The sequence below is a fragment of the Stenotrophomonas sp. 10L48 genome, from assembly GCF_056395105.1.
In genome coordinates, this window is sequence record NZ_JBFTIX010000003.1 from 69683 (window position 1) to 96477 (window position 26795).

The following is a 26795-nucleotide window of genomic DNA, read 5'->3' on the forward strand; positions in this document are numbered from 1 at the left end:
ATGGTGTCGTTCCCACTGGCTGGATCACCGCGGAGCCCCACCATGTACAAGCGCATCCTGATCGCCACCGATGGCTCGGAGCTGGCCGACAAGGGCCTGGCCAAGGGCCTGGAGCTGGCCAAGGACCTCAACGCCGAGGTCGACATCGTCACCGTCTCCGAGCCTTGGGCCGTCGGCATGTACGACGCCATGGGCTGGAGCGTGGGCTACATGAACAGCCCGGAGTACAAGGCCGACCGCGAGGAAGGCGCGCAGAAGGTGCTGCAGCCGGCCCTGGCCAAGGCGGCCGAGCAGGGCATCACCGCCAATCCGGTGCATGTGCTGGACCGCTACGCGGCCGACGGCATCATCGAGACGGCGGGCCAGCGCAACAGCGACCTGATCGTAATGACCTCGCACGGCCGCCGCGGCGTCACCCGCGTGCTGCTGGGCAGCCAGACCGCCGAGGTGCTGGCGCGCAGTACGCTGCCGGTGCTGGTCATCCGCTGATACGGAAGCGTTCCCGGGGAGGGGACCCGACGCCGGCCGCAGGATGCGCGCCGGCGTTGTTTTTTATCGGCGGCCCGAAGAGCATCCACGCATGGCGTGGATCTACTCCAGTTCACCGTCAAAGGTCCACGCCATGCGTGGATGGGGCCACCGCAATGCCCAGTAGATCCACGCCATGCGTGGATAGGGCCGTGCCGATCGCCTTGATGGGGTCAGAGCCCTTTCCCGTGGAAAGGGATCCGACCCCGGCCACATCACCAGCTGTACAGCTTCCAGTACACCGGCGACACGCCATCCTTGTCATTGTCGAAGCGGCCATCGCCGTTCTTGTCATACATGTAGAACGGGGCGCCGCGTGCCGGCGTCACCTTGACCATGCGCAACTGGCCGGACACCCGGTATTCCTCGATGGTGTCGCCGTTGTCCATCGTGCGCTTGGAAACATCGGCGCCCTTGACGTCCACCGGGGGAGCGCCCGCGCCGCCCATGCTGGCGCAGCCAGCAAGCAGGAGCAGGGAAGCCAGCATCAGGGTCTTCATCGGCGGGGCCTTTGCCTGGAAAGAGCCTTGATTATGCCCCAACGCCGCGTCGCTGCCGTGTCGCCGCGATGCAGGAACAGGCGCGTAGAATCGACACATGAGCAGATTAGTCCTGATCGACGGGTCCAGTTACCTGTACCGCGCGTTCCACGCGCTGCCGCCCCTGTCCAATGCACAGGGTGAGCCCACCGGCGCGCTGTTCGGCGTGGTCAACATGCTGCGCTCGACGCTGAAGGAGCGCCCGGCCTACGTCGCCTTCGTCGTCGATGCCCCCGGCAAGACCTTCCGCGATGACCTGTACGACCAATACAAGGCCAATCGCCCGCCGATGCCCGATGAACTGCGCAGCCAGGTCGAGCCGATGTGCCGCATCGTCGAAGCGCTGGGCATCAGCATCCTGCGCATCGACGGCGTGGAGGCCGACGATGTGATCGGCACCCTGGCCCTGCAGGGCGTGGCACAGGACCTGAAGGTCACCATCTCGACCGGCGACAAGGATTTCGCGCAGCTGGTCCGGCCGGGCATCGAACTGGTCAACACCATGACCGGCAGCCGCATGGATTCGGACGCGGCGGTGATGGACAAGTTCGGCGTGCGCGCCGACCAGATCGTCGACCTGCTGGCGCTGATGGGCGATACCGTGGACAACGTGCCGGGCGTGGAGAAGTGCGGGCCGAAGACGGCCGCCAAGTGGCTGGCCGAATACCAGCATCTGGACGGGGTGATGGCAGCGGCGCCGACCATGAAGGGCAAGATCGGCGAAAACCTGCGCGCCGCGCTGGAGCGCCTGCCGCTGAACAAGGAGCTGGTGACCATCCGCACCGACGTCGCGCTGGACGCCAGCCCGACCACGCTGGCCCTGCGCGATCCGGATGTGCCCACCCTGGGCGAGCTGTACCTGCGTTACGGCTTCACCCAGGCATTGAAGGAGCTGGGCGGGCCGGTACCGGCGCCTGCAGTGGCCAACGACGCGACGCCGAGCCTGCGTGGCACCGCAGCCGGCTTTGCCCGTGGCAGCGCCGAAGCGCCGCCCGTCGGCGAGCTCGATCCGGCGCTGTCGGCGCCCGGCGAGTACGAGACCGTGCTGACCACCGAGCAGCTGCAGGCCTGGGTTGCGCGCGTGCAGCAGGCTGACCTGATCAGCTTCGACACCGAGACCGACGCACTGGATGCGATGCGTGCGCGCCTGGTCGGCATCAGCCTGGCGGTGGAGCCGGGCAAGGCCGCCTACATCCCGGTCGGCCACGATTATCCCGGCGCGCCGGCACAGTTGCCGCTGGCACAGGTGCTCGATGCGCTGCGGCCGGTGCTGCAGGACCCGGCGAAGAAGAAGCTGGGCCAGCATGGCAAGTACGACCTGCACGTGCTGCGCCGCCATGGCGTGGACGTGCAGGGCTACCACGACGACACCATGCTTGAGAGCTTCGTGCTCAATTCCACCGCCACCCGCCACGACATGGATTCGCTGGCCCTGCGTTACCTAGGCTACAACACCATCAAGTTCGAGGACGTGGCAGGCAAGGGCGCCAAGCAGATTTCGTTCTCGCAGGTGGGCATCGACGAGGCCGGCCGCTACGCCGCCGAAGACGCCGACATCACCCTGCGCCTGCACCACGCGCTGCAGCCGCAGCTGCTGGCCGAACCGACCCTGGACAGCGTGTACCGCAGCATCGAGATGCCGCTGGTGCCGGTGCTGGCCAGCATCGAAGCCAATGGCGTGCGGATCGACACCGACGAACTGCGCCGGCAGAGCCAGGACCTGTCCTCGCGCATGCTGGCCGCGCAGCAGAAGGCCACCGAACTGGCCGGGCGCAGCTTCAACCTGGATTCGCCCAAGCAGCTGCAGGCGGTGCTGTTCGACGAACTGAAGCTGCCGGCGGTGGTGAAGACCCCCAAGGGCCAGCCCAGCACCAATGAAGAGGCGCTGGAGGCGATTGCCGAGCAGCACGAGCTGCCCCGGGTGATCCTTGAGTACCGTGGCCTGGCCAAACTGCGCAGCACCTATACCGACAAGCTGCCGGAGATGGTCAACTCCGAAACCGGCCGGGTGCACACCAGCTACCACCAGTCCGGCGCCGCCACCGGCCGCCTGTCCTCGTCCGATCCGAACCTGCAGAACATCCCGATCCGCACCGAGGATGGCCGCCGCATCCGCCGTGCGTTCATCGCCCCGGAAGGCTTCCAGCTGCTGGCGGCCGACTATTCGCAGATCGAGCTGCGGATCATGGCGCATCTGTCCGGAGACCCGGGCCTGGTGCGGGCCTTCGAGCAGGGCGCCGACGTGCATCGCGCCACCGCCGCCGAGGTGTTCGGCCGCACCCTGGAAGAAGTGACCAGCAACGAGCGTCGCGCGGCCAAGGCGATCAACTTCGGCCTGATGTACGGCATGAGTGCGTTCGGACTGGCCCGCAACCTCGGCATCGACCGTGGCCAGGCGCAGGACTACGTGGCGCTGTACTTCAGCCGCTATCCGGGCGTGCGTGACTTCATGGAGCGCATGCGCGAGCAGGCCCGCGAGCAGGGCTACGTGGAGACCCTGTTCGGTCGCCGGCTGTACCTGAACGACATTCATGCACGTAACCAGGGCCTGCGTGCTGGCGCTGAACGTGCGGCGATCAATGCACCGATGCAGGGCACCGCCGCCGACATCATCAAGCGCGCCATGGTCGATGTGGACAAATGGCTGCGTGACAGCGGCGCACCGGCGCGGATGATCCTGCAGGTGCACGATGAACTGGTGTTCGAAGCCGAGGCCGGTTTCATCGAAGAACTGCGTAGCAATGTCGTGCAGCGCATGTCGCAAGCGGCACAATTGCGGGTGCCGTTGGTGGTCGATACCGGTACTGGCAGCAATTGGGATGAGGCGCACTGAGTCGCATTCAGGCCGAAAACGCCGTGAATTCGTTCATTTGCATGATATTTCTGACTCAAACATGAATGTTTCCCTGATGGGTGTTTATTAAATTGGGCCCCTTCACGAACCGTTAGTGTTCGGAGTGCTTCTATAACTCCCGACAGGCGCAATGCCTGTCGTGGATCTCTCCCATCCCCTGGAGCAGATCTCGGAACGGGGGCTCCTCCCCAAGCGCCCGTTCCCCGGCCCCGTTGACCTCCCCCTGGTCAGCGGGGCTTTTTATTTGTGCGCTGCTGCGCCACGCTGGGCCACCGCCCAGCAGGGAAACCCGCGATGCCCGATCTGTTCGACTTGGCGATGCCGTGGTGGGAATTCATCCTGCGCGCGGTGGTGGTCTACGCAGTCGTGCTGGGCATGGTCCGGCTCAGCGGCAAGCGCGCGCTGGGACAGGTCACCCCGTTCGACGTGCTGCTGATCGTGCTGCTGGGCAATGCGGTGCAGAACGCATTGCTGGGCACCGATACCTCGCTGGCCGGCGGCCTGCTGCTGGCCGCCACGCTGATCCTGCTGAACTATGGCGTAGGCTGGATCACCGCCCGCAGCCGCCGCATGGAACGGCTGATCGAGGGCGAACCGGTGGTGATCGCGCGCAACGGCAAGCTCTTCGACAGTGTGCTGCGGCGCGAGCTGGTCAGCCGCGCCGATTTCGATGTCGCCATGCGCCAGCAGAGCTGCATCGGCGTGGAAGAAGTGGAACTGGCACTGCTGGAAACCAACGGCCACATCACCATCATTCCCAAGCGCAAGGACGATTGAGCGGGTGCGGTCGATATCGAGCTGGCCCGACCGCCTGTCGCCTCGGCCCGGTCCCGGTAGTGGTCGAGCTTGCTCGACCGCTGTGGGCGCCACGCATCACACCCAGTCGCGCGGCACCAGGTAATCGGCCAGGCGCGCCTCGGCGCTGCCTTCGTCGGGGCTGAAGCCGTACTCCCAACGCACCCGCGGCGGCAGGCTCATCAGGATGCTCTCGCTGCGCCCGCCACTCTGCAGGCCGAACAGCGTGCCACGGTCGTAGACCAGGTTGAACTCGACGTAGCGGCCGCGGCGGTACAGCTGGAACTCGCGCTCGCGTTCGCCGTAGGGCGTGTCCTTGCGCTGCTGCACGATCGGCAGGTAGGCATCGAGGAAGCCATCGCCGACCGCGCGCAGGTAGGCGAAATCGCGTTCGAAATCGCCGTGCAGATCATCGAAGAACAGACCACCCACACCGCGCGTCTCATTGCGGTGGCGCAGGAAGAAATACTCATCGCACCAGCGCTTGTGCGCGGCGTAGCGTTCGTCGCCGAACGGTGCACACAGATCGCGCGCCACCCGATGCCAGTGCTGCATGTCCTCGTCGAACGGGTAGAACGGGGTCAGGTCGAAGCCACCGCCGAACCAGCTGGCCACCACCTCGCCGTCGCGCTGGGCCTGGAAGAAGCGCACGTTGGCGTGGGTGGTCGGCACGTAGGGGTTGAGTGGGTGGAACACCAGCGACACACCGGTGGCGCGCCACGAGGCACCGGCCAGTTCCGGCCGGTTGGCCGAGGCCGACGGCGGCAGGCGGCTGCCCGCCACATCGGAAAAGCCGATACCGGCCTGCTCGAACACCGCGCCATCGCGCAGCACGCGGGTGCGGCCACCGCCACCTTCGGCGCGCTGCCACACATCTTCCTGGAAGCGTGCCCGGCCATCTGCGGATTCGATCGCTGCACAGATGCGGTCCTGCAGGTCGGTGAGGTAGGCGCGCACGCGCTCGAATTCGTTCATGGCGCGTACTTTACCGCAGCGCCGTGCCTGCGCTGGCACGCGCCCCGCAGGTCGGCGACGAACCGTCACGCTGGTAGCGGGCGAAGCGGGCCCAACGGTCGTTGCCTACAAGATCGCCATTGGCCAGCTGCCAGAACACGTGGTCCTCGCCTTCCTCGTTCCGCACCCGGATGGCGCCCTCGCGCATGACCGCAGGCTGCCTGCCGGACGCATCGACCTGGACCTGGGCGTCGTCGCCGAACACCAGGGAGTGGCCCTGCGCCGCATAGCGGCCGCAGGGCAGCGTGGCCACGTCCACGATGACCAGGTCTGCGCTGCTCAGTGCGGCCAAGGGGGCGACGCTGCTGCAGGCCTGCGGGTCCCGACCGATGCTGCACGCCAGCTGCAGGGCATCGCGGGCCGGCAGCAGGCGCGCCGATGCCCACAGCGCCACGGCCGCGGCATGGCAGGAACTGGCACTGGGATGCTCGCGGCACAGCATGCTGACCTCGTCCAGCTGCGCTGCCGGTAGCGGCACGTCGCGCGGGATGCTTCGCGCCACCGAGAACGCCCAGGCCGCATCACGCACCCGGCCCACCGCTTCGGCCTGTCTGCATGCTTCTGCGTCGACGTCCGTGCTGCCACGCTGGCATGCCGCAGGTTCAGCAGGCTCCTCGCGATTGCTGGCCAGGGCGATGTCGAGCACCAGGGCATTGCGGGCGTCGCTGCGATAATCCTCGATCAAGCGATTGCAGCCGGCCGGCACGCCTTCACGGCACCACTGCCGCCAGCGCTCGGGTCCGGCCACTGCCATGTCATCCATGCAGCTGGCGATATCGGCGCGGCAGCTGCCCGCTGCGAACACCGGCGACGCCTGGCAGACCGCCGTGCTTTCCAGCGTGTAGTAACGCTCTTCGCCGGCCAGCGCGTGGCCCTCGTCGATGATCTGCAGGGCCTCGATGCCGCCGGTGGCCAGGTTGGCCAGCATCAGCACGTCCTGCAGCTGCTCCAGGTTGTAGGGCTCCGGGGCTGCGCCGGGGATGAGGCGGGAGCCCTGAACTGGGCTTTCCACCGTCAGCCGGGCGCCGCTGTCGGCGTCCTTGAAGGTACCGCACAGCAGTGGTTGCGCGGATGCTGCCGGGCCGAGCGACAACAGCAGCGCGGCGATCCACCCGCGTGACAGGTGGCCGCGGTGGGCAGTGGAGGGGGGCATGCAGGAACTCCTTGCAGAAACGGTACGTGGAACGATGGTCATCATCGGTGGGCAGATGGTGCGGTATCACGGGTGGGCGCAGCCTTGCAGCGCACAGCACCCGGCTGCCGCTGGTAACGCTGGTAGCCGGTCCAGGCATCCATGCCCAGCAGGTCGCCATTGGCCAGCAGGCGCAGCACATGATCGCTGCCGTGGTCATTGCGCAGATGGATGGCACCGTCCAGCAGTCGCACCTGCGAGCGCTGGCTACCGATCGTCGCGTGGCCATCGTCGCCGAACGCAACCGCATCGATCGTGCCGCCGTCGGCCCGGTACAGGCCACAGGGCGGCTCGGTCGCATCGACCAGGCGCAGCGCGGCACCGAGTGCCTGCAGGGGCTCGACCCGTTCGCATGCGCTGTCGCGACCGCTGTCGCAGACCACCTGCAACGCCTGCACGGCCGCCCGCGGATCGCGCGCATTCAACTGCTGCTCGGCCACTTCGGTGCAGAAGCGGCCAGCGCGCTGCTGCAGGCACAGCTGCTGCAACTGGTCGCGCTGCGCCGCCGGCAGTTCCACCCACGCTGGATCGATGCCACGGGCGAACGCTTGGCCGCTGGCCTGTGCCACCGCGGCGGCCAACGCGTCACGACGGGCATCACGGCAGGTCAGCACCTCCTCGCGCTCCGCATCGGTGGTGCAGGGCGCCGGTGCGGCGGTAGCCAGCGCTACGCCCTTGGCAGACGCGGCGGCGAGGAGCGCATCGTCCACGTAGCGCAGCAACAGGCCGCTGCAGGCCGCGCCCACGCCCTGTTGGCAGGCGGTCAGCAGCTGCGGCGGCGTCGCCGCGTGCAGGCGAGCCATGCAGCGGTTCGCATCGGCCAGGCAGCTGCCGGCGGCGTTCACGGCCACCGGCTGGCAGACCGCCGGTGCACGCAGCTGGTAGTCCTGCAGCGTGTCGTTGATGCGTCTGCCATCAGCACTGGCAGTGAGCGCTGTTGTCACGCCGTCATCCAGGTTGACCAGCACCAGGCCGTTGCCATCGCGTTCGATCTGCAGCGATTCGAGATCAAAGCCCGTCGTCAGGCGACGGCCCCGGTTGTGTGAGTCGATCACCAGCGCGGCATCATTCTGCGCATTGACGTACCGGCCACATCGCAGCGGCGCGGGCGCGGGCGTGGAAGCGGAGGCTGCGGCCGGCGCCGGCGGGGTGGCCAGCAGCAGCGCAGTGACGACCAGAAACATTCGGAGCAGGGCAGGCATGCGACATCCTTGTCGAAGGCGGAACGCGGGAGGGGAGTCAGCGGAAGCGGCAGCGGATGTCCGGTCGCAGCAGGCGCCAACCCAGCCAGCCCTGCAGCCCCGCAAACAGCACCGAGGTGCCGACCAGTGTCAAGGTGAACAGCACACGCTGCACCTGCAGCTCATGCTGCGCCGTGGGGTCGCTGGCAAGCAGCGCGATCAACACCAGCAGCAGGCGATCCATCCACCAGGCGATCACGAAGTTGGCCAGCGCGCTCAGGCCCAGCATCCACATATAGGCCCACAGACCCCAGCGTCGCTCGCGCCACAGGCCCCAGCTGGCCAGGGTCGAGAACAGGCAGAGCAGGGCAACCAGCAGCGAGGTGGCCGCCGGGTGTTTCAGCATCCACCACAGGCTGCCGTCGAGCTGCTGTTCCCATGCCAGTGTCACCAGCGTGGTCCAGAACCCGGTACGGGCCAGTACCGCGGCCATCAGCGCCTGCGCGAGGAAATAGAGGGTGACCAGCAGGCTCAGCCAGAACGAGCCCTGCGCCACTGCGCCGACCCAGTTGCTGGGTGGCGGTGGGGCAGGTGCTGGAATCGAGGGAATCGAAGCTGACATCCGTTGTCCGGGTGAGCGATGCCCGCCGGGTCAGCGGGCCGTCGCCAGGGCAGCGACCGCCGGCAGGATATGGTGTTCACTCAAGGGTGCCAAGGGCTGGCCATGCGGCGGCTGCAGCGGCACCCAGGCCAGTTCGGCGATCTCCGCACGCGCGCACGGCTCACCTTCGATCCACACCCGCCAGGCCTGCGCCTGCACGCGATGGCCTGGCTCGTTCACTGCCCAGTCCTCGAAACTCCCGAGTGCGATGGCCGAAGCGGTGTGCAGCCGTACGCCCAGTTCCTCGTCCAGTTCGCGTGCCAGTGCCTGCAGGGGTGCTTCGCCCGGGTCGGGCTTGCCGCCTGGCTGGATGAAGCGGTTGGCACCGTGCTTGCGCACCACCAGTGCCCGGCCACGGTCATCGAGGATGACCGCGGCCACGATGTGGATCGTGGCCGCGGCAACACTCACTTCAGGTTCTGCTCGAACAGCTTGAGGATGCGCTTGTACTGGTCCAGCCAGGAATCGGCACGCACGTAGCCATGGCGCTCCAGCGGGTACGGCGCGATCGACCAGTTGTCCTTGTGCAGCTCGATCAGGCGCTGGGTCAGGTTCACCGAATCCTGGAAGAACACGTTGTCGTCCATCATGCCGTGGGCGATCAGCAGGTTGTCCTGCAGGTTCTGTGCGTACTCGATCGGCGAGGACACGCGGTACGCCTCCGGATCGATGTCCGGGGTGTTGAGGATGTTGCTGGTGTAGCCGTGGTTGTACTGGTGCCAGTCGACCACCGGACGCAGCGCGGCGCCGGCCTTGAACGTGCCCGGCGAGCGGAACAGGGCCATGAAGGTCATGAAGCCGCCGTAGGAGCCGCCGTAGATGCCGGCGTGGTCACGGTCACCCTGCTGGGTGTCGACCAGCCAGTCCAGGCCGTCCTTGTAGTCTTCCAGCTCCGGGTGGCCCATGTTGCGGTAGATCGCCGTGCGCCAGTCGCGGCCATAGCCTTCGCTGCCGCGGTAGTCCATGTCCAGCACGATGTAGCCCTTCTGCACCAGCAGGTTGTGGAACATCTGCTCGCGGAAGTAGGCCGGGTAGCGCTGGTGCACGTTCTGCAGGTAGCCGGCACCGTGCACGAACATCACGACCGGGTACTTCTTGCCGGGTTCCTTGTTTTCCGGCTCGTAGTACTTGGCCCAGACCACGCCGGCGCCATGCTTGGACGGCACCGCCACCAGCTTCGGCTGGATCCACTGGCGCGCCTTGTACTCGGCGGTACGGGTATCGGTCAGCACGCGCGCCTGGCCAGCGCCGGTACTCGGCACCACCGCCAGCTGCGCCGGCAGGTAGGCGCCGGAATAGCGCACCAGCAGCTGCTGGCCGTCCGGCGACAGCGAGAAATCTTCCACGCCATTGAGGCTGGTCAGCTCGCGCACCTGGCGGGCAGCGGTATCGACCGCGCAGACTTCGTAGTCATGCGGGGCCTGCTGGTTGCACAGGAAGTAGAAGCCCTTGCCGTCGGCCGACAGCACCGGCGCCGAGGTTTCCCACTTGCCGCTGGTCAGCGCCTGCGGCTTGCCGCCACCGGCCTGGGTGTACAGGTGCGAGAAGCCGGATTCCTCGGACAGCAGCCACAGCGTGCGGCCATCGGCCATCCAGCCGAAATCGTTGAAGCCCCAGTTGATCCAGGCGTTGTCGGTCAGCCGGTGGCGGTTCTGCACGCGGCCGTCGGCGGCAGCAACGCTGACGATCCAGCGGTCCTTGTTGTCGTTGGCGCGCAGCATCACCGCGGCCTGCTGGCCGTCAGCGCTCCAGCGGATGCCACCGCCCATGAAGTCGCTCATCACCTGCACGGTGCGGTCGCCCTTCAGTGCGTCCTTGCCGGCCTTGCGGCGCAGCTCGGCCAGCGGATCGGTGCCGATGCCCGGCAGGCTGGACAGCGACAGCTTCTCGGCCTTGCCGCTGCGTACATCCACGAACCACAGGGTGTGCGGCTCGAAGCCGTTGCGGCCGACGCGCTGGCGGGTGTCCTCGGTTTCCTCATAGCCCGACTCGGTCACGTACAGCGGCATCTTGCCGCCGCGGCCGTCATCGAAGTCCTTCGGCTTGGTGGTCACGATCAGGTGGCCCAGGTCCGGCGACAGCACGCTGTCGACGATCTCCACGTCGGCACCCAGGAACACCGGACCCGGTGCGCGGGTCGGGTCGGCCTGGCGCCAGCGCTGGTCCTGGTCCTTCAGCGCCTCGCGCTGTTCGCGGTCGCGGCGCAGGGTTTCCAGCGTGCGCAGCTGCTGGTCGCGCAGCACGTCGGCCTTCGGCGGCGTGCTGGGATCCTTTTCGGCTTTCAGGCTGGCCACCTGCTGCACGCCGCTGGCGGCGGTCCAGTGGAACCAGTTCTGGCCGACGCGCCAGATCACGCCATTGTCGGCGGCGAAGTTCACGCCGCTGGCGCGCTCGTTGCTGCGGGTCAGCTGGGTCAGTGCGCCGCTGCGCAGGTCGCGCACGAACACGTCGCCGTTGCGCACGAACGCGCTGCGCGTGCGGCTGCGGTCGTACACCGGATCGGCCACGTCCAGGCTGCCGCGCTGGTCATCGGCCACCTGCGCGGCCACGCCACCGGCGATCGGCTGGCGGAAGGTGTCGCGCACCGGGCTGCCGTTGCGCTTCAGCTGGTACTCCACCTGCTGGCTGTTCCACGACCACCAGGCCTTCTCCACCGGCGGACCGATCCAGTCCGGGTCGGCCATGGCCTGTTCGATGGTGATCGGTGTCGGCGCAGCCTGCGCGGCCGGAGCGGCCAGCACGGCAGACAGCAGGAGGGACAGGGGCAGCACTCGGGACATGGGCGGACAGCACCAGAAGAGGAAACCGGGCAAGCGTAGCAGCCGTCCCGGCCCCGGGCAGGGGCCACAGGTCATGGCAGCGGAATCGGCAAAGCGGTGCAACCGCTTGCCTTGGTCGCGCATCCAATCTCCTGAACCCGCATCATCTACCGGACAGGAGCACGACATGCAGGAACTCATCCCGATCACCCTCTTCATCTGCATCGCCTATGCGATCCATGCCATCGCCGATGCGCGTGCGCGCAGCAAGCTGGTGGCACCGCACGTGCCGGAGGAAGTCATCCGCTCGCTGGCGGTGCTGGAGGAGGAACGCCGCCGCCAGGGCGCCCTGCGCTGGGGCATCAGCCTGGTCTGCCTGGCGCTGGCCATGGCGCTGCTGGAGGCCATCGGTGCCCGCGACCTGACGTTCGGCGCAGCTGCCGCGCTGGTCGGCAGCGCAGGGCTGGGCCAGCTGCTGGCTTGGCACTTCACCCGCCCCGCCACGCGCAAGGGCTGAGCCGGCGCATGCTGCGGGCACAGGGGGAGTCCCACGCATGAGCCTGCTGGGGGAAGCGCTGGCTGCACTGCGGGGGCGGCGGCGCAATGTCCCCGTGGAGGAGCCCTCTGCGTGGTCGGACGACCGCGCCCTGGTGGGTGCGATCATCGACGGCTCGCAAGCGGCCTTCGCGCAGTTGGTGGAAACACATCAGCGCACCTGCGCGCATGTGATCGGGCGCATGGTCGGCGACCGCGACCAGGTGGCCGACCTGCTGCAGGAAACCTTCCTGGCCGTGTTCCGCCAGCTGCACCGGTTCCGTTTTGAATCTTCGTTGCGGACCTGGATTTCGCGCGTGGCCTACACCACCGCACTGCAGCACCTGCGGCGGCGGCGGCTGGAAGCGCAGTGGATGGTGGCGGTGGAGGTACCTGAAGAGCTGGGTATCGGCGATGAAGGGCCGGGCCCGGCCGAACTCAGCGAGGCGCTGCAGGCCGGCCGCCAACTGGGCGCGGCGCTGGAGCGGTTGAGTGCGCCGCAGCGCCTGATCGTCGGCCTGCACTACCTGGAGGATTTCGATCTGGCCGAGATCGAGCAGGTGACCGGGCTGGCCCGGGGTACCATCAAGAGCCACCTGCACCGTGCGCGCCAGGTCCTGAAACAGGAGCTGGTGAAGCACGCCACCGCCGGAGAACTGTTGTGAGCCGACCAACCGATTCCCGCGAACCCGACGAGCGTGCGCTCTCGCAGGCCTTGCATGAACAGGTAAGGCAGGACGAGGTGCCGGATGTGAGCGAAGCGCTGCAGAAGCGGATTGCGTCCGAGTCGCGCGACAGCAGCGTGGGCTATGCGGTGGTGCAGATCGTGTTGCTGGGCGCGTTGCTGGCGATGGGCGTCTGGTATTTCTGGCGGTGAACGCCCCGCCGGGCATGGCCCGGCGCTACCGCGTGAATCAGCACCCCGCCGGGCATGGCCCGGCGCTACCGCGTGAATCAGCACCTCGCCGGGCATGGCCCGGAGCCACCAATGATGAAATGACGTGTAGCGCCGGGCCATGCCCGGCGGCGTCCACGCACCCTGCGACAAAGTGAAGCAGCGCGTCACCCGGTCGCATCCCGGCTTAACGATATCCCCCTAAAGTGGTCTGGTATCCCACCGGCACCTGGCAGGAGGCGTCCCTTGGACGCGTTGTTGTTGTCGCGGATCCAGTTCGGATTCGTCATCAGTTTCCACGTACTGTTCCCGGCCTTCACCATCGGTACGGCCAGCTGGCTGGCCTTCATCGAATGGCGCTGGCTGCGCACGAAATTGCCCGTCTGGCGCGAGCTGTATTTCTTCTGGCAGAAGATCTTCGCAGTGTCCTTCGGCATGGGCGTGGTCAGCGGCATCGTCATGGCCTTCCAGTTCGGCACCAACTGGCCGCGGCTGAGCGAAGTGGCCGGTACGGTCATCGGACCGCTGCTGACCTACGAAGTGCTGACCGCGTTCTTCCTCGAAGCCAGCTTCCTCGGCGTGATGATGTTCGGCTGGGGCCGGGTGTCGCCGCGCCTGCATTTCCTGTCCACCTGCATGGTGGCGCTGGGCACGCTGTTCTCTACCTTCTGGATCCTCTCGTCCAACAGCTGGCTGCATACGCCGGCCGGCTACGAGATGGTCAACGGCATCGTGCATCCCGTCGACTGGTGGCAGGTGGTGTTCAATCCGTCCTTCCCGTACCGGCTGGCGCACATGGCGCTGGGTTCGTTCATCACCACCTGTTTCGTGATCGGTGGTGTGGGCGCGTGGTATCTGCGCAGGGGAACGCACGTGGAAGCGGGGCGGCGGATGTTGATCGCGGCGGTGGCGTTCGCGGCGCTGACCGTGCCGGTGCAGATCTTCGTCGGCGACATGCATGGCCTGAACACGCTCAAGCACCAGCCGATGAAGATCGCGGCGATGGAAGCGCACTGGCATGAGACCAAGGAGGGCGAGGGCGTGCCGCTGGTGGTGTTCGCGCTGCCCAACGAGAAGGAGGAGCGCAACGATTTCGAGGTGGCCATTCCCAAGCTCGGCAGCGTGATCCTCACCCACACCCTGGACGGTACGTTCGATCCGCTGACGTCGGTGCCGGCCAGCGAACGGCCGCCGGTGACGCCGGTGTTCTTCGCCTTCCGCATCATGGTCGGGCTGGGCACGCTGATGCTGGTGCTGGCCTGGGTCTCGGCCTTCCAGCTGTGGCGGAAGAAGCTGCTGGCCTCGCCGTGGCTGCTGCGTGGCTGGAACTGGATGCTGCCCAGCGGCTTCATCGCGCTGCTGTCGGGCTGGTTCGTCACCGAGATGGGGCGGCAGCCGTGGGTGGTCTATGGCGTGCTGCGTACCGCCGATGCCGTTGGCCCGCAGAGTGCATGGATGACCGCGCTGTCGCTGGGTGTCTATGTGATCGGCTATGCCTTCGTGTTCGGCTGGGGCATCTGGTACCTGGTGAAGATCCTGCGCCACGGCCCGCAGCCGTACGACGAAGGCCCGTCGCTGGACCATGGCAGCCACACCCCGGCGCGGCCGCTGTCGGCCGCCGACGAACCGCTGGAGGAGCGCTGACATGGACCTGATGACCTGGCTGCCGGTGGCATGGTTCGCGGTGATCGGCTTTGGCGTGCTGATGTACGTGGTGCTGGACGGCTTCGTGCTCGGCATCGGCATCCTCGCCCCGTTCGCCGAGGACGAGGAACAGCTGGACCTGATGATGAACACCGCCGCGCCGATCTGGGACGGCAACGAGACCTGGCTGGTGCTCGGCGGCGCTGGCCTGATGGCCGCCTTCCCGAAGGCCTATGCCGTACTGCTGTCGGCGCTGTACCTGCCGGTGCTGCTGCTGGTGGTGGCGCTGGTGTTCCGTGGCGTGGCCTTCGAGTTCCGTTTCAAGGCGCACCGTTCACGGCGGCTGTGGAGCGTGGCGTTCGGCCTCGGTTCGCTGCTGGCCACCTTTGCCCAGGGCGTGATCCTCGGCACGCTGGTGCAGGGCCTGCCGCTGGTCGATGGCGTGTACCAGGGCGGCGCGTTCGGCTGGTTCAGCCCGTTTGCGATGCTGACCGGTGCCGCGCTGGTAGCCGGCTACGCACTGCTGGGCAGCACCTGGCTGATCCTGAAGACCGAAGGCCGCGTGCAGGCGCTGGCCCGACAGATGACCCGCCCGCTGGTGGTGGCGGTGATCGCGGCAATGGGCCTGGTCAGCAGCTGGCTGCCGTTCCTGCAGTCGCGGCTGATGGACCGCTGGTTCAGCGACGGCAACTTCTGGTGGCTGTCGCCGGTGCCGCTGCTGACCTTGGCGGTGGCCATCGCGCTGTGGCGCAGCGCCACCCATCCGCGTCGCGACCTGCCGCCGTTCCTGCTCAGCCTGGCCTTGTTCGTGCTCGGCTTCGCTGGCCTGGTGCTGGGCATGTGGCCGTACCTGCTGCCGCCGTCGATGACGCTGTGGCAGGCCGCCGCGCCGGCCTCGTCGCTGGGCTTCACCCTGGTGGGGCTGGTGGTGCTGCTGCCGGTGATCCTGGGCTATACGGCATGGTCCTACCGGGTGTTCCGCGGCAAGGTACGCGCCGACGCCGGCTATCACTGAACCGGTTCGCTGGATCGGTCCATGCGGGGGGCGGTCGCTGACCGCTCCCCGTTGTGCTTTGTGAAACATGTCATCCCTGTGTCGGACGTGCTAGCGTGCGCTCCTTTCCGGCAGCCAGGGGGGCAGCCGGCGACGTCCTGGACGGATGCATGGCTGCAGGAATGGGGGGCAGCCGCGTGTCGCCGTAATGGCTCGAGACTCTCGTTCGCCCATCGAAACATCACCGGTAATGATCGAATTTTCCGTTGTCGACTGGGCCGCCTGGGCGCCTGGCCTGACCGAGCGTAGCCAATGGATGGGCTGGGCCGGAGCACCGTTCCTGCCGCAGGGCGAGGACACGCCGGCGCTGGCCGAGATTCCGGCCATGCAGCGCCGCCGGATCGAGCGCCTGGGCCGCATGGCGATCCAGGCCGCGTGCTGGTGCGAGGACGGGCAGGGCGCTGACAGCCAGGTACCGCTGGTGTTCGCCAGCCGCCATGGCGATGTCGCCCGATCGATGGACCTGCTGGGCTCGCTGGTGGCCGATCAGCCGCTGTCGCCCACCGGCTTCGGCCTGTCGGTGCACAACGCGATCGCCGCGCTGTACTCGATCGCCCGCGGTCACCGGGGCAACTACCTGGCGTTGTCCGCTGGCCAGTCGACGGTGGAAGCGGCGTGCCTGGAGGCCGTCGGCCTGCTTGGTGATGGTGCCAGTGAAGTGCGGATCGTGGTCTATGAGTCGCCGTTGCCCGACGTTTACGCCGAATTCGCCGACGAACCCGACCCGTTCTTCGCCTGGTGCTGGCGCCTGGCACCCGCCGGTAATGCCGGCGGCAGCGATCTTTCGCTGTCCTGGCAGGTCGCCGGCGACGCCGGGCCGACCGCGCCGGGCGTGCTGCCGCATGCGCTGGACCTGCACCGCTTCCTGCTGGCCGGGGATCCGCAGCTGCAGCACGTGACCCAAGGCCAACGCTGGTCCTGGCGCCGCCGTGGCTGAGGCGCTGCGCCGCCTTGATCATGCCTGGCGGGTGTTCGGCACCGGCCTCAGCTTCGCCGCGTTTGGCGTCGGCGGTCTGTTGCTGGGCGTGCTGGTGATGCCGGTGCTGCTGCTGATGCGCGACCCGGTGGCGCGTCGCCGCCGGGCCCGCCGGCTGGTCCAGCGCGCCTTCGCCAGCCATGTGTGGCTGATGTGCCGGCTGGGGGTGATGACCCTGCAGGTCGACGGGCGCGAACGCCTGCAGCGCGACGGCCTGCTGGTGCTGGCCAACCACCCGACCCTGATCGACGTGGTCTGCCTGATCGCCCTGCTGCCCAACGCCGACTGCGTTGTGAAGCGGGCGGTGGCCTGCAACCCGTTCATGCGCGGCCCGGTGCGTGCCGCCGGTTACATCTCCAATGACGACGGCGCTGGGCTGGTCGATGACTGCGCGGCGGCCGTGCACGCCGGCGGCACCCTGGTGATCTTCCCGGAAGGCACCCGCAGCGTGCCGGGGCAGCCGTTGCGGCTGCAGCGTGGCGCGGCCAACATCGCCGTGCGCGGGCGCCTGGACATCACCCCGGTGCGCATCACCTGCACCCCGCCGACGTTGACCAAGGGCCAGAAGTGGTATCGTGTACCCTCACGTCGTTTTCACGTTCAGCTGCAGATCGGCGAAGATATCCCGATCGCGCCGTTCCTGGCCGAAGATGACTCGCCAAGGGGGGATGCCCTGGCGGCCCGTCGCGTCACCGACCACCTCACTCGTTATTTCGACCTGTCTGGAGATCCGACCCGTGCAAGCACTTGAGCACGAGATCAAGGAATTGATCATTTCCTCGCTTTCACTGGAGGACATCACCCCGGAGGACATCGATCCGACCGCGCCTCTGTTCGTGGAAGGCCTCGGCCTGGACTCGATCGATGCACTGGAACTGGGCCTGGCGCTGCAGAAGAAGTACGGTGTCAGCCTCTCGGCCGACTCGGAAGAAACCCGTCGCCATTTCTCCAGCGTGCGCGCGCTCGGCGAGTTCGTCGCCGCCCGCCAGTCGTAAGGCGCCAGGAACTGCCATGACCAAGAATGAACTGTTCGAGCGCATCGTCCGCATCCTGACCGACAGCTTCGAGATCGAGCCGGCGCGGATCAGCCCGGAATCGCGCCTGTACGACGACCTGGACATCGACAGCATCGATGCCGTGGACCTGATCGTGCAGCTCAAGCCGCTGCTCGGCCGCAACCTGCAGCCTGAAGCGTTCAAGGCCGTGCGCACCGTGCAGGACATCGTTGATGTCGTGCATGGCCTGCTGCCCGGTCAGGCCGCTGCCTGACAGCAGCACGGACGCCGCGACCATGGCACGGGCACGCATGGTCGTGGTGGCAGCGATTTCGCTTGCCTATCCGGTGCTGGTCTACCTGGCGATGGGCCGCTTCGAGCCACGCTGGCTGTCGCTGCTGCTGTTCGCGCTGGCCCTGCTGCGCGCGCTGAGCACCCGCCAGCCCTTGTGGTGGGCCGCCGCCGCCGGCGCGGGCCTGCTGGCCGGGCTGGCCACCGTGCTCAACCAGGCCCTGCCGCTGAAGCTGTACCCGGCGCTGGTGAACGTGGTGATGTTGACGGTGTTCGCCACCAGCCTGCGCTTCGGTCCGCCGCTGGTGGAGCGCCTGGCGCGCCTGCAGGAGCCGGACCTGCCACCGTTCGCGGTGGTCTATACCCGCCGCGTCACCCAGGTGTGGTGCGGCTTTTTCGTTCTCAATGGTGGTCTCGCCCTGCTCACCGCGCTGTATGCGTCGGACCGGGTCTGGATGCTCTACAACGGATTGTTGGCGTACGTGATGATGGGATTGTTGTTCGGGGGCGAATGGCTGGTACGGCGTCGGGTCAAGGCAGCGCACGCGCATGGCTGACTGGATTGCCCTGGACCGGCTGCTGATCGCGGCGCAGCCCGGTCGTGACATCGGTATCTGCGATGGCACTGCCCTCGACCATGTCGCCTTCCGCCTGCGCGTACTGGCCTGGCATGACGCTTTCAGCGCTGCCGAAGGTCGTGACTGGGCGCTCTACTTCGATGACACCGTGGCCTTCGCTGCGGCGTTGTTCGGTGCCTGGCATGCCGGCAAGCGGGTGTTCCTGGCCGCCGACAACCTGCCCGCGACATTGCAGGCGCTGCAGCTGCAGGTGAGTGGCTTCGCAGGTGACCTGTCGGCGGATTACCAGCCGTTGCAGGCCACCAACAGCGCCGCCGCCGACGTGGTGCTGCTGCCGTTGGACGAGCGCGCCTGCGAACTGTGCGTGTTCACCTCCGGCAGCACCGGCCAACCCAGCGCGATCAGCAAGCGGCTGGACCAGCTGGCGCGCGAAGTCGATGCGCTGCAGGCCGCCTTCGGCGCCCAGCTCGACGGGGCCCAGGTGCATGGCACCGTGTCCCACCAGCATATCTACGGCCTGCTGTTCCGCGTGCTGTGGCCGCTGGCTGCCGGCCGTGCGATCCAGCCCCGGCGCTTCTTCCACGAAGACCTGGTGGGCGCGCTGGCCGGTACCGACACGGTGCTGGTGGCGACTCCGGCCCATCTCAAGCGCCTGCCCGAGCAGCTCGACTGGGCCAGCCTGCACGGCCGCCTGCGTGCGGTGTTCTCCTCCGGCGGCCCGCTGCCCGAGGACGCCGCGCGCCAGGTCCGCCAGTGGTTGGGCGTGGCGCCCACCGAGGTTTACGGCAGCAGTGAAACCGGTGGCATCGCCTGGCGCCGCTGGGACACCGATGCACCGCCGTGGCAGCCGTTGCCGGGCGTGCAGTGGCGGATCGAGGAGGACTGCCTGGCGGTGGCCTCGCCGCACCTGGAGACGTTGGACTGGTGGCGCACCCAGGATCGCGTGGAAGCATTGGCCGATGGCCGTTTCCGCCTGCTGGGCCGTGCCGACCGCATCGTCAAGATCGAAGAACGCCGCGTTTCGCTGGATGCACTGGAGCGCGCACTGCGCGAGGATCCAGAAGTCGAGGACGTGCGCGTGCTGGTGCTGCAGGGCCAGCGCGAGCAGCTTGCGGCCGTGGTGGTGCCGGCCGATCCGGCGTTGGCACGTGCCGGTGACGGCGCACGGCGTGCGCTGGGACAGCGGCTCGGTGCGCGGTTGGCGCAGGGCCACGATGCGGTCACCCGGCCGCGGCGCTGGCGCCTGGTCGCATCGCTGCCGATCAATGCCCAGGGCAAGGTCACCCAGGCCGCACTGGTGGCGTTGTTCCAGCCGATGATGCCGGTGCCGGTCTGGGACTGTCGCGACGAGGCGGCGGCCACCCTGCGGATGACGCTGGACCCCGCGCTGCGCGCGTTCCAGGGCCACTTCCCGCAGGCGGCGATCCTGCCCGGCGTCGCCCAGCTGGACTGGGCAGTTCGCTTCGGCCGCCAGGCCTTCGTGTTGCCGGTTGGTTTCCAGCGCATGGATGCAGTGAAGTTCCAGCGCGTGGCCCGCCCCGGCGACGAGCTGACCCTGCACCTGGACTGGGACACCGGGCGCGGCGTGCTGACGTTCCGCTACACCTCGGTGCATGGCGTGCACGCCAGCGGCAGGGTGGTGTTCGCCGATGCGCATTGAGCCGGCCACCGCTGGCGGCGCGTTCGCGCCGCTGGTGGTCATTCCCGTGTACGACCACGAACGCGCCATCGGCGCGGTCGTCGATGGCGTGCAGGCTGCGGGCCTGCCCTGCCTGCTGGTCGACGATGGCTCGCAGCCGTCCTGCGCGCTGGTGCTGCGGGAACTGGCACAGCGAGCGGGTGTCGACCTGCTGCGGCTGGACGTGAACCAGGGCAAGGGCGGTGCGATGCTGGCTGGTTTCGCCGAAGCGCAGCGTCGCGGGTATACCCATGTGCTGCAGATCGATGCCGACGGCCAGCACGACACCGGCGACCTGCCGCGCTTCATCGACGCCGCCCGCGCGCGGCCGGACGCCGTGATCTGCGGTATTCCCGCCTACGATGCCAGTGTGCCGAAGGCGCGCCTGTATGGTCGCTACGCCACCCACATCTGGGTGTGGATCAACACGCTGTCGCTGCACCTGCGCGACACCATGTGTGGATTCCGGGTGTATCCGCTGCCGCCGGTGCTGCGCCTGGTCGGCGAGGAAACCATCGGCCGGCGCATGGATTTCGACACCGAAGTGATGGTGCGCCTGTACTGGCGACAGGTACCGGTCGACCACCTGGCTACGCGGGTGACCTATCCCGCCGACGGCGTTTCGCATTTCGATGTGTGGCGCGACAACGTGCGCATCAGCCGCATGCATACCCGGCTGTTCTTCGGCATGCTCTGGCGCGCGCCGCGCCTGCTGTGGCGCCGCCTGCAGGGGCAGGGCTGAGATGAGCCACGCGCACGACGCCCCGCACTGGGCCGACATCGGCGAGTCCACGTCGGTGGCCGGCGTGCTGTTCCTGTGCTGGGTGCACCGCTGGTTCGGGCGCTGGCCGTTCCACCTCTGCGTGTGGCCGGTCGTGGCCTGCCACTGGCTGGGCAACCGCGTTGGTCGCCAGGCCTCGATGCAGTACCTGCAGCGGCTGCAGGCCCATGCCGGTGCGCTGGGCCATGCGCCCACCCGGCGCGACAGCCTGCGCCACTTCTTCAGCTTCGCCGACACGATGCTGGACAAGATTCTCGGCCTCGGCGGCCGCTATCCGCCCGAGCGCATCCGCCTGCAGCGTGACCTGGTGCTGGGCAGGATTGCGCGCCGCGAAGGCGGCCTGATCCTGACCGCACACATCGGCTGCCTGGAACTGTGCCAGGTGCTGGCCGAGCAGGTGCCGGGCTTCCGCATCACCGTGCTGGTGCATACCGCGCACGCGCAGCGCTTCAACCGGCTGCTGCAACGGCTGGACCCGCTGGCCGCGGTGGAGCTGGTGCAGGTTACCGAGATGGGCCCGGCCACGGCGATGATGCTGGCCGACAAGGTCGCCTCGGGTGGCTTCGTCGCCATCGTTGGCGACCGCGTGCCGGTGCAGGGCGGGCGCAGCGTGACGGCTGATTTCCTCGGCCACCGCGCGCCGTTCCCGATCGGCGCCTACGTGCTGGCGGCCGCGCTCGGCTGCCCGGTCTACACGATGTCGTGCCTGCACCAGGGCGACGGCTATCGAGTGGCATTCGAACAGTTCGCCGACCGCGTGGTGCTGCCGCGCGGTTCACGCGATGCCGCACTGGCCGAACAGGCGCAGCGCTTCGCGCGCTGGCTGGAACTCCAGGTCATCCAGTCCCCGCTGGACTGGTTCAATTTCTTCCCCTTCTGGGATCAGGCTCCTCATGACGATTGACGCCGTACCCGTGTGCCGTTTCGGCGATGCACCGCTGACCATCGAAGACGTGGTCGCCCTGGCCCAGCGCAAGTGCGAGGCCGCGCTGAGCGATGTGCCTGCGTTCCGCGCACATATCCAGCGTGGTGCCGACTTCCTCGACCGCCTGCTGCGCGAGGATGGCGTCATCTATGGCGTGACCACCGGCTACGGTGATTCGTGCACGGTGAACATTCCGCCGGCACTGGTCGCCGAGCTGCCGCACCACCTGTACACCTACCATGGCTGCGGCCTGGGCCGTTACCTGGACCCGGCCGAGACCCGCGCCGTGCTGGCCRCGCGCCTGGCCTCGCTGGTGCGCGGCATGTCCGGCGTCAGCGTGCCGTTGCTGGAAGGCCTGGCCACGCTGCTGCAGCACGACGTGCTGCCGTTGATTCCGGCCGAAGGCTCGGTGGGCGCCAGTGGCGACCTGACCCCGCTGTCGTACGTGGCGGCCGTGCTGTGCGGCGAACGCGAGGTGCTGCACGACGGCCGCGTACAGCCGGCTGCCGACGTGCTGGCGAAGATCGGCATGACGCCGCTGAAGCTGCGGCCGAAGGAAGGCCTGGCGATCATGAACGGCACGGCGGTGATGACCGGCCTGGCCTGCCTGGCCTGGCAGCGCGCCGATTACCTGGCACGCATGGCCACGCGCCTGACCGCGTTCAACGTGCTGTCCAGCGATGGCAACGCGCACCATTTCGATGAAACCCTGTTCGCCGCCAAGCCGCACCCGGGGCAGTCGCGCATTGCCGCACGCCTGCGCAGCGACCTGCACAGCGAGCGCCCGCCGCGCAACGAGCAGCGCCTGCAGGACCGCTACTCGCTGCGCTGCGCGCCGCACGTGATCGGCGTGCTGGAAGACACCCTGCCGTTCCTGCGACAGCTGATCGAAACCGAACTGAACAGCGCCAACGACAACCCGCTGATCGACGCCGACGGCGAGCGCATCCTGCACGGTGGCCACTTCTACGGCGGGCACATCGCGCTGGCGATGGACACGCTGAAGAATACGGTTGCCAACATCGCCGACCTGCTCGACCGGCAGCTGGCGCTGGTGGTCGACGCCCGCTACAACCACGGCCTGCCGGCCAACCTGTCGGCGGCCACCGGCCCGCGCGCGGCGATCAACCATGGCCTGAAGGCGCTGCAGATCAGCGTTTCGGCGTGGACGGCCGAGGCCCTGAAGCAGACCATGCCGGCCTCGGTGTTCTCGCGGTCCACCGAATGCCACAACCAGGACAAGGTCAGCATGGGCACCATCGCCGCGCGCGACTGCCTGCGCGTGATCGAGCTGACTGAGCAGGTGGTGGCGGCCATGCTGATCGCTGCCCGCCAGGGCCTGGCGCTGCGCGAACGGGTTGGCATGAACGCGCAGCTGCATGGCAGTCTGGCCGACATGTACGCCGACCTGGGGCAGCGCATCGCCCTGGTCGAAGAAGACCGCGCGCTGGATCGCGAACTGCGGGAACTGCTGGTGGAGATCCGCGCGCAACGCTGGGAGCTGTATGTCGGTGAATGAAGGCAACGAACTGGTCGGTGAGGTCGAGCTGGCCCCCGCTTTCCATGACTGCGATCCGATGAACGTGGTCTGGCATGGCAACTACTTCAAGTACTTCGAGATCGCGCGCTGCGCGTTGCTGAAGCGCTACGACTACGACTATCCGCAGATGCTCGAATCGGGCTACCTGTGGCCGGTGGTCGACGCGCGGGTGAAGTACGTGCGGCCGCTGCTGTTCGGCCAGGCGCTGCGCGTGCGCTCGCGCATCGTCGAGTGGGAGAACCGGCTGAAGATCGAATACGAGATCCTCGATGCGGAAAGCGGCCAGGTGCTGACCCGCGCAATGACCATCCAGGTCGCGGTCGACGCGGCCAGCAAGGAAATGCTGTATCAGTGCCCGCCGGTGCTGTGGCAGCGTCTTGGAGTGCCTGCCCCGTGAACCGATCCCTTCGTCTTCCGCGCGTGCTGCTGTGCGCGCTGCTGCTGGTGGCCGCACCGCTGGTGCAGGCGGCCGATGCCGCCGTCGATGCCATCACCCAGGCCGTCGCCCGACCGGACGTGCTGCGCGGGCAGTTCACCCAGGAAAAGCAGGTCAGCGGTTTCAAGAACCCGCTGCGTTCGCAGGGCCAGTTCGTGGTCGCGCGCAAGCACGGCGTGATCTGGTCCACGCTCAAGCCGTTCCCGTCGGAGGTGGTGGTCACTGCCGACCGAATCCTCAGCCGCCAGCGCGATGGCAGCACCCGCGTCGAACTGGACGCGCGCCAGCAGCCGGCGATGCGCTCGGTCAACGCGATCATGTTCGCGTTGATGAGCGGTGACGTGCAGGCACTGTCCAGCCAGTTCAACGTCGAGGCCACCCGTGAAGGGCAGGGCTGGCGCCTGAAGCTGACGCCGAAGTCGGCGATGCTGGCCAAGGCCTTCCAGTCGCTGACGTTGCAGGGCGACCGTTACGTGCGCCAGGTCGAGATCATCGAAGCCAACCAGGATCGCACCCGCATCCAGTTCACTGCGCTGAGCGAAGCGCCGGCCACGTTGAACGCCGACGAGGCGCGCCGCTTTGAGTGACAGCGCCGCACCGGATCGCCTGCGCCGCTGGTGGCACTGGCTGGGCATCGCCTGGCTGCTGCTGCTGCTGGTGCTGGGTGCGCAGCAGTGGCGACTGTGGAGCCAGGAGTCGCGGATCGACACCGACATCCTCGCCCTGCTGCCGCAGGACGCGCACGACCGCCTGCTTAGCGACGTCACCCGGCGCATCGCCGATGGCAGCTCGCGGCAGGTGGTGGTGCTGCTCGGCAGTACCGACGGTGCCGCTGCCAAGCGCGCGCAGGCCGCGTTCGCCGCGGCGATGGCCAGTGATGCCGACAGCGCGCTGCTGGTGCCCAGTGGTTCGATCGAAGGCTGGTTCGATGAGGCGCGTGCGTTCTACGCACCGTACCGCGATCGCTTGCTGACCCCGGCCCAGCGCGAGCAGTTGCAGCAGGCCGAACCCGGTGCGTTGGCCGAACAGGCACTCGGCGCGCTGTACGGCCCGATGGGCGCGCCGCGGTTGACCGAGTGGCGGCAGGATCCGCTGTCGCTGTGGCCGCAGTGGTGGCAGCAGCAGGCCCAGGGCTCCGGCCTGCGCCTGGGCGATGACGGCCTGCTCGAGGCCGAAGGCAAGCACTGGGCGGCGCTGCAGTTCGATACGCCGGGCTCGGCCTTCAGGCTCGATGGCGAGCGTCATCTCGATGGCCTGCTCGAACGCGCCGGACAGGCGGCCAAGGCCGCTGCGCCGGATCTGGAGATCCTGCATGCCGGCGTGCCGTTGCATGCCGAAGCGGCTGCCGTGCAGGCCAACCAGGAGATCAACACCATCGGCTGGGGCTCGCTGGCGGCGGTGCTGCTGCTGGTGTGGCTGGCGTTCCGCTCGCTGCGGCCGATCCTGCTGGTTGCCGCCTCACTGCTGATCGGTTGTGGCGTGGCGCTGGCGGTGACCGTGCTGGTGTTCGACAAGGTGCATGTGCTGACCCTGGTGTTCGGTGCCTCGCTGGTTGGCGTGGCCGAGGACTACGGCATCCACTGGTTCGCTTCGCGCCAGGCCGAACCGGCTGACCGTCGCTGGAAGCTGCTGCGGCATCTGCTGCCGGGACTGTGGCTGGCGCTGCTGACCAGTGCGCTGGCGTACCTGGCGCTGGGCCTGGCGCCGTTCCCCGGCCTGCGGCAGATGGCGCTGTTCTCGGTGGTGGGGCTGGCCGCTGCCTTCCTCACGGTGATCTTCTGGTTCCCGTGGCTGGACGGTGGCGAGATCCGTACCACCCGCTTCGCGCAGTGGCTGGGCAACACGCTGGAGCGTTTCCCGCGCCTGCACGGGCGTCGCCCGGTGGCGATCTTCCTCGGCGTGGCCGCACTGGTGTCGGTCATCGGCATCGCCCGCCTGCAGAGCAACGACGACCTGCGCAGCCTGCAGTCCTCGCCGCCGGCACTGATGGCCCAGCAGATCCGCCTCAGCCAGTTGCTGGGCATGCCCAGCCCGGCGCAGTTCTACCTGGTGCAGGGCAGCGATGCCGCACAACTGCTGCAGCGCGAAGAAGCGCTGACCACGCGCCTGCGTGAACTGACCCACGACAAGCGCATCGGCGGTTACCGCGCAATCAGTGACTGGTTGCCATCGCCCGCACGGCAGCAGGCCGATGCGGCGTTGACCGCCAGGGTGGAACCCGGCGTGCTGGCCGCGGTGGGCGAAGCGGTGGGCGAGCCCCTGCAGCGCCCCGCATTCGCAGCGGCGCCGCTGAGCGCCGAGGCCTTCCTCGCCTCGCCGGCGTCGCAGCCGTTCCGCCACCTGTGGGTCGGCAACGTGGGCGGGCAGATGATCAGCGTGGTGATGGTCGATGACCTGTCGCGTGCCGATGCACTGGCCACCCTGCGCGGTGCTGCCGAAGGCCTGGACGGCGTGCGCTGGGTCGACCGTACGGCCGATTTCTCGCAGCTGCTGGGCCACTACCGCAAGCTGATGGGCGGCCTGCTGCTGGTCGGCATCGTGCTGGTGTTCGGCGCCCTGTGGCTGCGCTACCGGCGCCAGGCCTGGCGCGTATTCGCACCGACCCTGGTGGCCGGCGCGCTCACCCTCGGATTGCTCGGCCTGTTCGGCCAGCCGCTGCAGCTGTTCAACGTGCTGGCGCTGATGCTGCTGCTGGGCATGGGCATCGACTACGGCATCTTCCTGATCGAGCACCGCGGCGATGCCAGCGCCTGGCTGGCGGTATGCGTGGGTGCGGCCAGCACCTGGCTGTCGTTCGGACTGCTGGGTCTTTCGCAGACGCCGGCGCTGCGTGCGTTCGGGCTCACCCTGCTGTTCGGCATCGGCCTGGTGTGGCTGATCTCGCCGCTGTTCCGGCCGACACCGCATGACGCTCCGCCGGCCTGACCGGGCACGCTTCATTCCGA

Annotated in this window: 27 protein-coding genes; 20 read left to right on the forward strand and 7 right to left on the reverse strand. The window is 68.0% G+C overall.

Going from position 1 to position 26795, the window contains the following annotated elements:
* The first annotated feature begins 42 nt into the window (after positions 1-42).
* Positions 43-489: a universal stress protein gene (locus AC1DCU_RS05870; RefSeq protein WP_025878044.1), complete on the forward strand. Its 447-nt coding sequence runs from the start codon at positions 43-45 to the stop codon at positions 487-489.
* A gap of 254 nt (positions 490-743) precedes the next feature.
* Here AC1DCU_RS05870 and AC1DCU_RS05875 read toward each other — a convergent pair whose 3' ends face one another.
* On the reverse strand, positions 744-1028 hold the full coding sequence (locus AC1DCU_RS05875; protein WP_025878043.1) for a DUF2782 domain-containing protein: 285 nt from the start codon (positions 1026-1028) through the stop codon (positions 744-746).
* 97 nt (positions 1029-1125) lie between these two features.
* Between AC1DCU_RS05875 and polA the strand changes: the two genes are divergently transcribed.
* On the forward strand, positions 1126-3900 hold the full coding sequence (gene polA, locus AC1DCU_RS05880; RefSeq protein ID WP_049466689.1) for a DNA polymerase I: 2775 nt from the start codon (positions 1126-1128) through the stop codon (positions 3898-3900).
* 315 nt (positions 3901-4215) lie between these two features.
* Positions 4216-4698, forward strand: coding sequence for a DUF421 domain-containing protein (locus AC1DCU_RS05885; protein ID WP_025878041.1), 483 nt, complete (start codon positions 4216-4218; stop codon positions 4696-4698).
* 96 nt (positions 4699-4794) lie between these two features.
* On the opposite strand, the gene hemF is transcribed toward AC1DCU_RS05885, so the two are convergent.
* From hemF to AC1DCU_RS05915, 6 genes are read right to left on the reverse strand one after another with little or no spacing between them, the layout of a single operon-like run.
* Positions 4795-5691 (reverse strand): oxygen-dependent coproporphyrinogen oxidase, encoded by an 897-nt coding sequence (hemF, locus tag AC1DCU_RS05890; RefSeq protein ID WP_032976793.1) that lies wholly within the window; start codon positions 5689-5691, stop codon positions 4795-4797.
* 10 nt (positions 5692-5701) lie between these two features.
* The gene (locus tag AC1DCU_RS05895; protein ID WP_051585059.1) at positions 5702-6883 is read right to left on the reverse strand and encodes a hypothetical protein; all 1182 of its coding nucleotides are present in this window, start codon (positions 6881-6883) and stop codon (positions 5702-5704) included.
* Positions 6884-6924: 41 nt separating this feature from the next.
* Positions 6925-8124 (reverse strand): hypothetical protein, encoded by a 1200-nt coding sequence (locus AC1DCU_RS05900; protein ID WP_312962613.1) that lies wholly within the window; start codon positions 8122-8124, stop codon positions 6925-6927.
* Positions 8125-8161: 37 nt separating this feature from the next.
* On the reverse strand, positions 8162-8725 hold the full coding sequence (locus AC1DCU_RS05905) for a hypothetical protein (RefSeq protein WP_282279577.1): 564 nt from the start codon (positions 8723-8725) through the stop codon (positions 8162-8164).
* 30 nt (positions 8726-8755) lie between these two features.
* Positions 8756-9175 carry an NUDIX hydrolase gene (locus AC1DCU_RS05910; RefSeq protein WP_282279576.1) on the reverse strand — a complete coding sequence of 140 codons (420 nt, stop codon included), beginning with the start codon at positions 9173-9175 and terminating at the stop codon, positions 8756-8758.
* Positions 9172-11544, reverse strand: coding sequence for a S9 family peptidase (locus AC1DCU_RS05915; RefSeq protein WP_282279575.1), 2373 nt, complete (start codon positions 11542-11544; stop codon positions 9172-9174). Before AC1DCU_RS05915 ends, AC1DCU_RS05910 begins: the two co-directional genes overlap by 4 nt.
* A gap of 166 nt (positions 11545-11710) precedes the next feature.
* Here AC1DCU_RS05915 and AC1DCU_RS05920 point away from each other — a divergent pair, with 166 nt between their 5' ends.
* The 17 genes from AC1DCU_RS05920 to AC1DCU_RS06000 all read left to right on the forward strand — a co-directional run bounded on the left by AC1DCU_RS05920 (position 11711) and on the right by AC1DCU_RS06000 (position 26775).
* Positions 11711-12040, forward strand: a complete 330-nt coding sequence (locus AC1DCU_RS05920) for a hypothetical protein (protein WP_025878030.1) — start codon at positions 11711-11713, stop codon at positions 12038-12040.
* Positions 12041-12077: 37 nt separating this feature from the next.
* The gene (locus AC1DCU_RS05925) at positions 12078-12722 is read left to right on the forward strand and encodes an RNA polymerase sigma factor (protein WP_025878028.1); all 645 of its coding nucleotides are present in this window, start codon (positions 12078-12080) and stop codon (positions 12720-12722) included.
* Positions 12719-12934: a membrane protein gene (locus AC1DCU_RS05930; protein WP_032976798.1), complete on the forward strand. Its 216-nt coding sequence runs from the start codon at positions 12719-12721 to the stop codon at positions 12932-12934. Before AC1DCU_RS05925 ends, AC1DCU_RS05930 begins: the two co-directional genes overlap by 4 nt.
* Positions 12935-13198: 264 nt before the next feature.
* Entirely contained in the window at positions 13199-14596 is a 1398-nt protein-coding gene (locus AC1DCU_RS05935) for a cytochrome ubiquinol oxidase subunit I (RefSeq protein ID WP_080149570.1), read from the forward strand.
* A 1-nt stretch (position 14597) separates the two neighbouring features.
* Entirely contained in the window at positions 14598-15611 is a 1014-nt protein-coding gene (gene cydB, locus AC1DCU_RS05940) for a cytochrome d ubiquinol oxidase subunit II (RefSeq protein ID WP_025878022.1), read from the forward strand.
* A 229-nt stretch (positions 15612-15840) separates the two neighbouring features.
* A complete protein-coding gene (locus AC1DCU_RS05945; RefSeq protein WP_442251998.1) occupies positions 15841-16587 on the forward strand; it encodes a beta-ketoacyl synthase chain length factor in 747 nt (248 codons plus the stop codon).
* A complete protein-coding gene (locus tag AC1DCU_RS05950; RefSeq protein ID WP_025878020.1) occupies positions 16580-17377 on the forward strand; it encodes a lysophospholipid acyltransferase family protein in 798 nt (265 codons plus the stop codon). Before AC1DCU_RS05945 ends, AC1DCU_RS05950 begins: the two co-directional genes overlap by 8 nt.
* Positions 17364-17621, forward strand: coding sequence for a phosphopantetheine-binding protein (locus AC1DCU_RS05955; protein ID WP_005411610.1), 258 nt, complete (start codon positions 17364-17366; stop codon positions 17619-17621). The genes AC1DCU_RS05950 and AC1DCU_RS05955 overlap by 14 nt, the downstream gene beginning before the upstream one ends.
* Positions 17622-17637: 16 nt before the next feature.
* On the forward strand, positions 17638-17895 hold the full coding sequence (locus tag AC1DCU_RS05960; RefSeq protein WP_025878014.1) for an acyl carrier protein: 258 nt from the start codon (positions 17638-17640) through the stop codon (positions 17893-17895).
* 22 nt (positions 17896-17917) lie between these two features.
* On the forward strand, positions 17918-18469 hold the full coding sequence (locus AC1DCU_RS05965; RefSeq protein WP_025878012.1) for a COG4648 family protein: 552 nt from the start codon (positions 17918-17920) through the stop codon (positions 18467-18469).
* Complete coding sequence (locus AC1DCU_RS05970; RefSeq protein ID WP_313445079.1) at positions 18462-20150, forward strand: ApeI family dehydratase; 1689 nt, start codon at positions 18462-18464, stop codon at positions 20148-20150. Before AC1DCU_RS05965 ends, AC1DCU_RS05970 begins: the two co-directional genes overlap by 8 nt.
* The gene (locus AC1DCU_RS05975) at positions 20140-20910 is read left to right on the forward strand and encodes a glycosyltransferase family 2 protein (protein WP_313445077.1); all 771 of its coding nucleotides are present in this window, start codon (positions 20140-20142) and stop codon (positions 20908-20910) included. The genes AC1DCU_RS05970 and AC1DCU_RS05975 overlap by 11 nt, the downstream gene beginning before the upstream one ends.
* A gap of 1 nt (position 20911) precedes the next feature.
* Positions 20912-21853: an LpxL/LpxP family acyltransferase gene (locus tag AC1DCU_RS05980; RefSeq protein ID WP_442251996.1), complete on the forward strand. Its 942-nt coding sequence runs from the start codon at positions 20912-20914 to the stop codon at positions 21851-21853.
* Complete coding sequence (locus AC1DCU_RS05985) at positions 21843-23393, forward strand: HAL/PAL/TAL family ammonia-lyase (RefSeq protein ID WP_478014139.1); 1551 nt, start codon at positions 21843-21845, stop codon at positions 23391-23393. Before AC1DCU_RS05980 ends, AC1DCU_RS05985 begins: the two co-directional genes overlap by 11 nt.
* Complete coding sequence (locus AC1DCU_RS05990; RefSeq protein WP_025878003.1) at positions 23380-23811, forward strand: acyl-CoA thioesterase; 432 nt, start codon at positions 23380-23382, stop codon at positions 23809-23811. The genes AC1DCU_RS05985 and AC1DCU_RS05990 overlap by 14 nt, the downstream gene beginning before the upstream one ends.
* On the forward strand, positions 23808-24437 hold the full coding sequence (locus tag AC1DCU_RS05995) for an outer membrane lipoprotein carrier protein LolA (RefSeq protein WP_099785846.1): 630 nt from the start codon (positions 23808-23810) through the stop codon (positions 24435-24437). Before AC1DCU_RS05990 ends, AC1DCU_RS05995 begins: the two co-directional genes overlap by 4 nt.
* Positions 24430-26775 (forward strand): MMPL family transporter, encoded by a 2346-nt coding sequence (locus AC1DCU_RS06000; protein WP_442251995.1) that lies wholly within the window; start codon positions 24430-24432, stop codon positions 26773-26775. Before AC1DCU_RS05995 ends, AC1DCU_RS06000 begins: the two co-directional genes overlap by 8 nt.
* Positions 26776-26795: the final 20 nt, after the last annotated feature.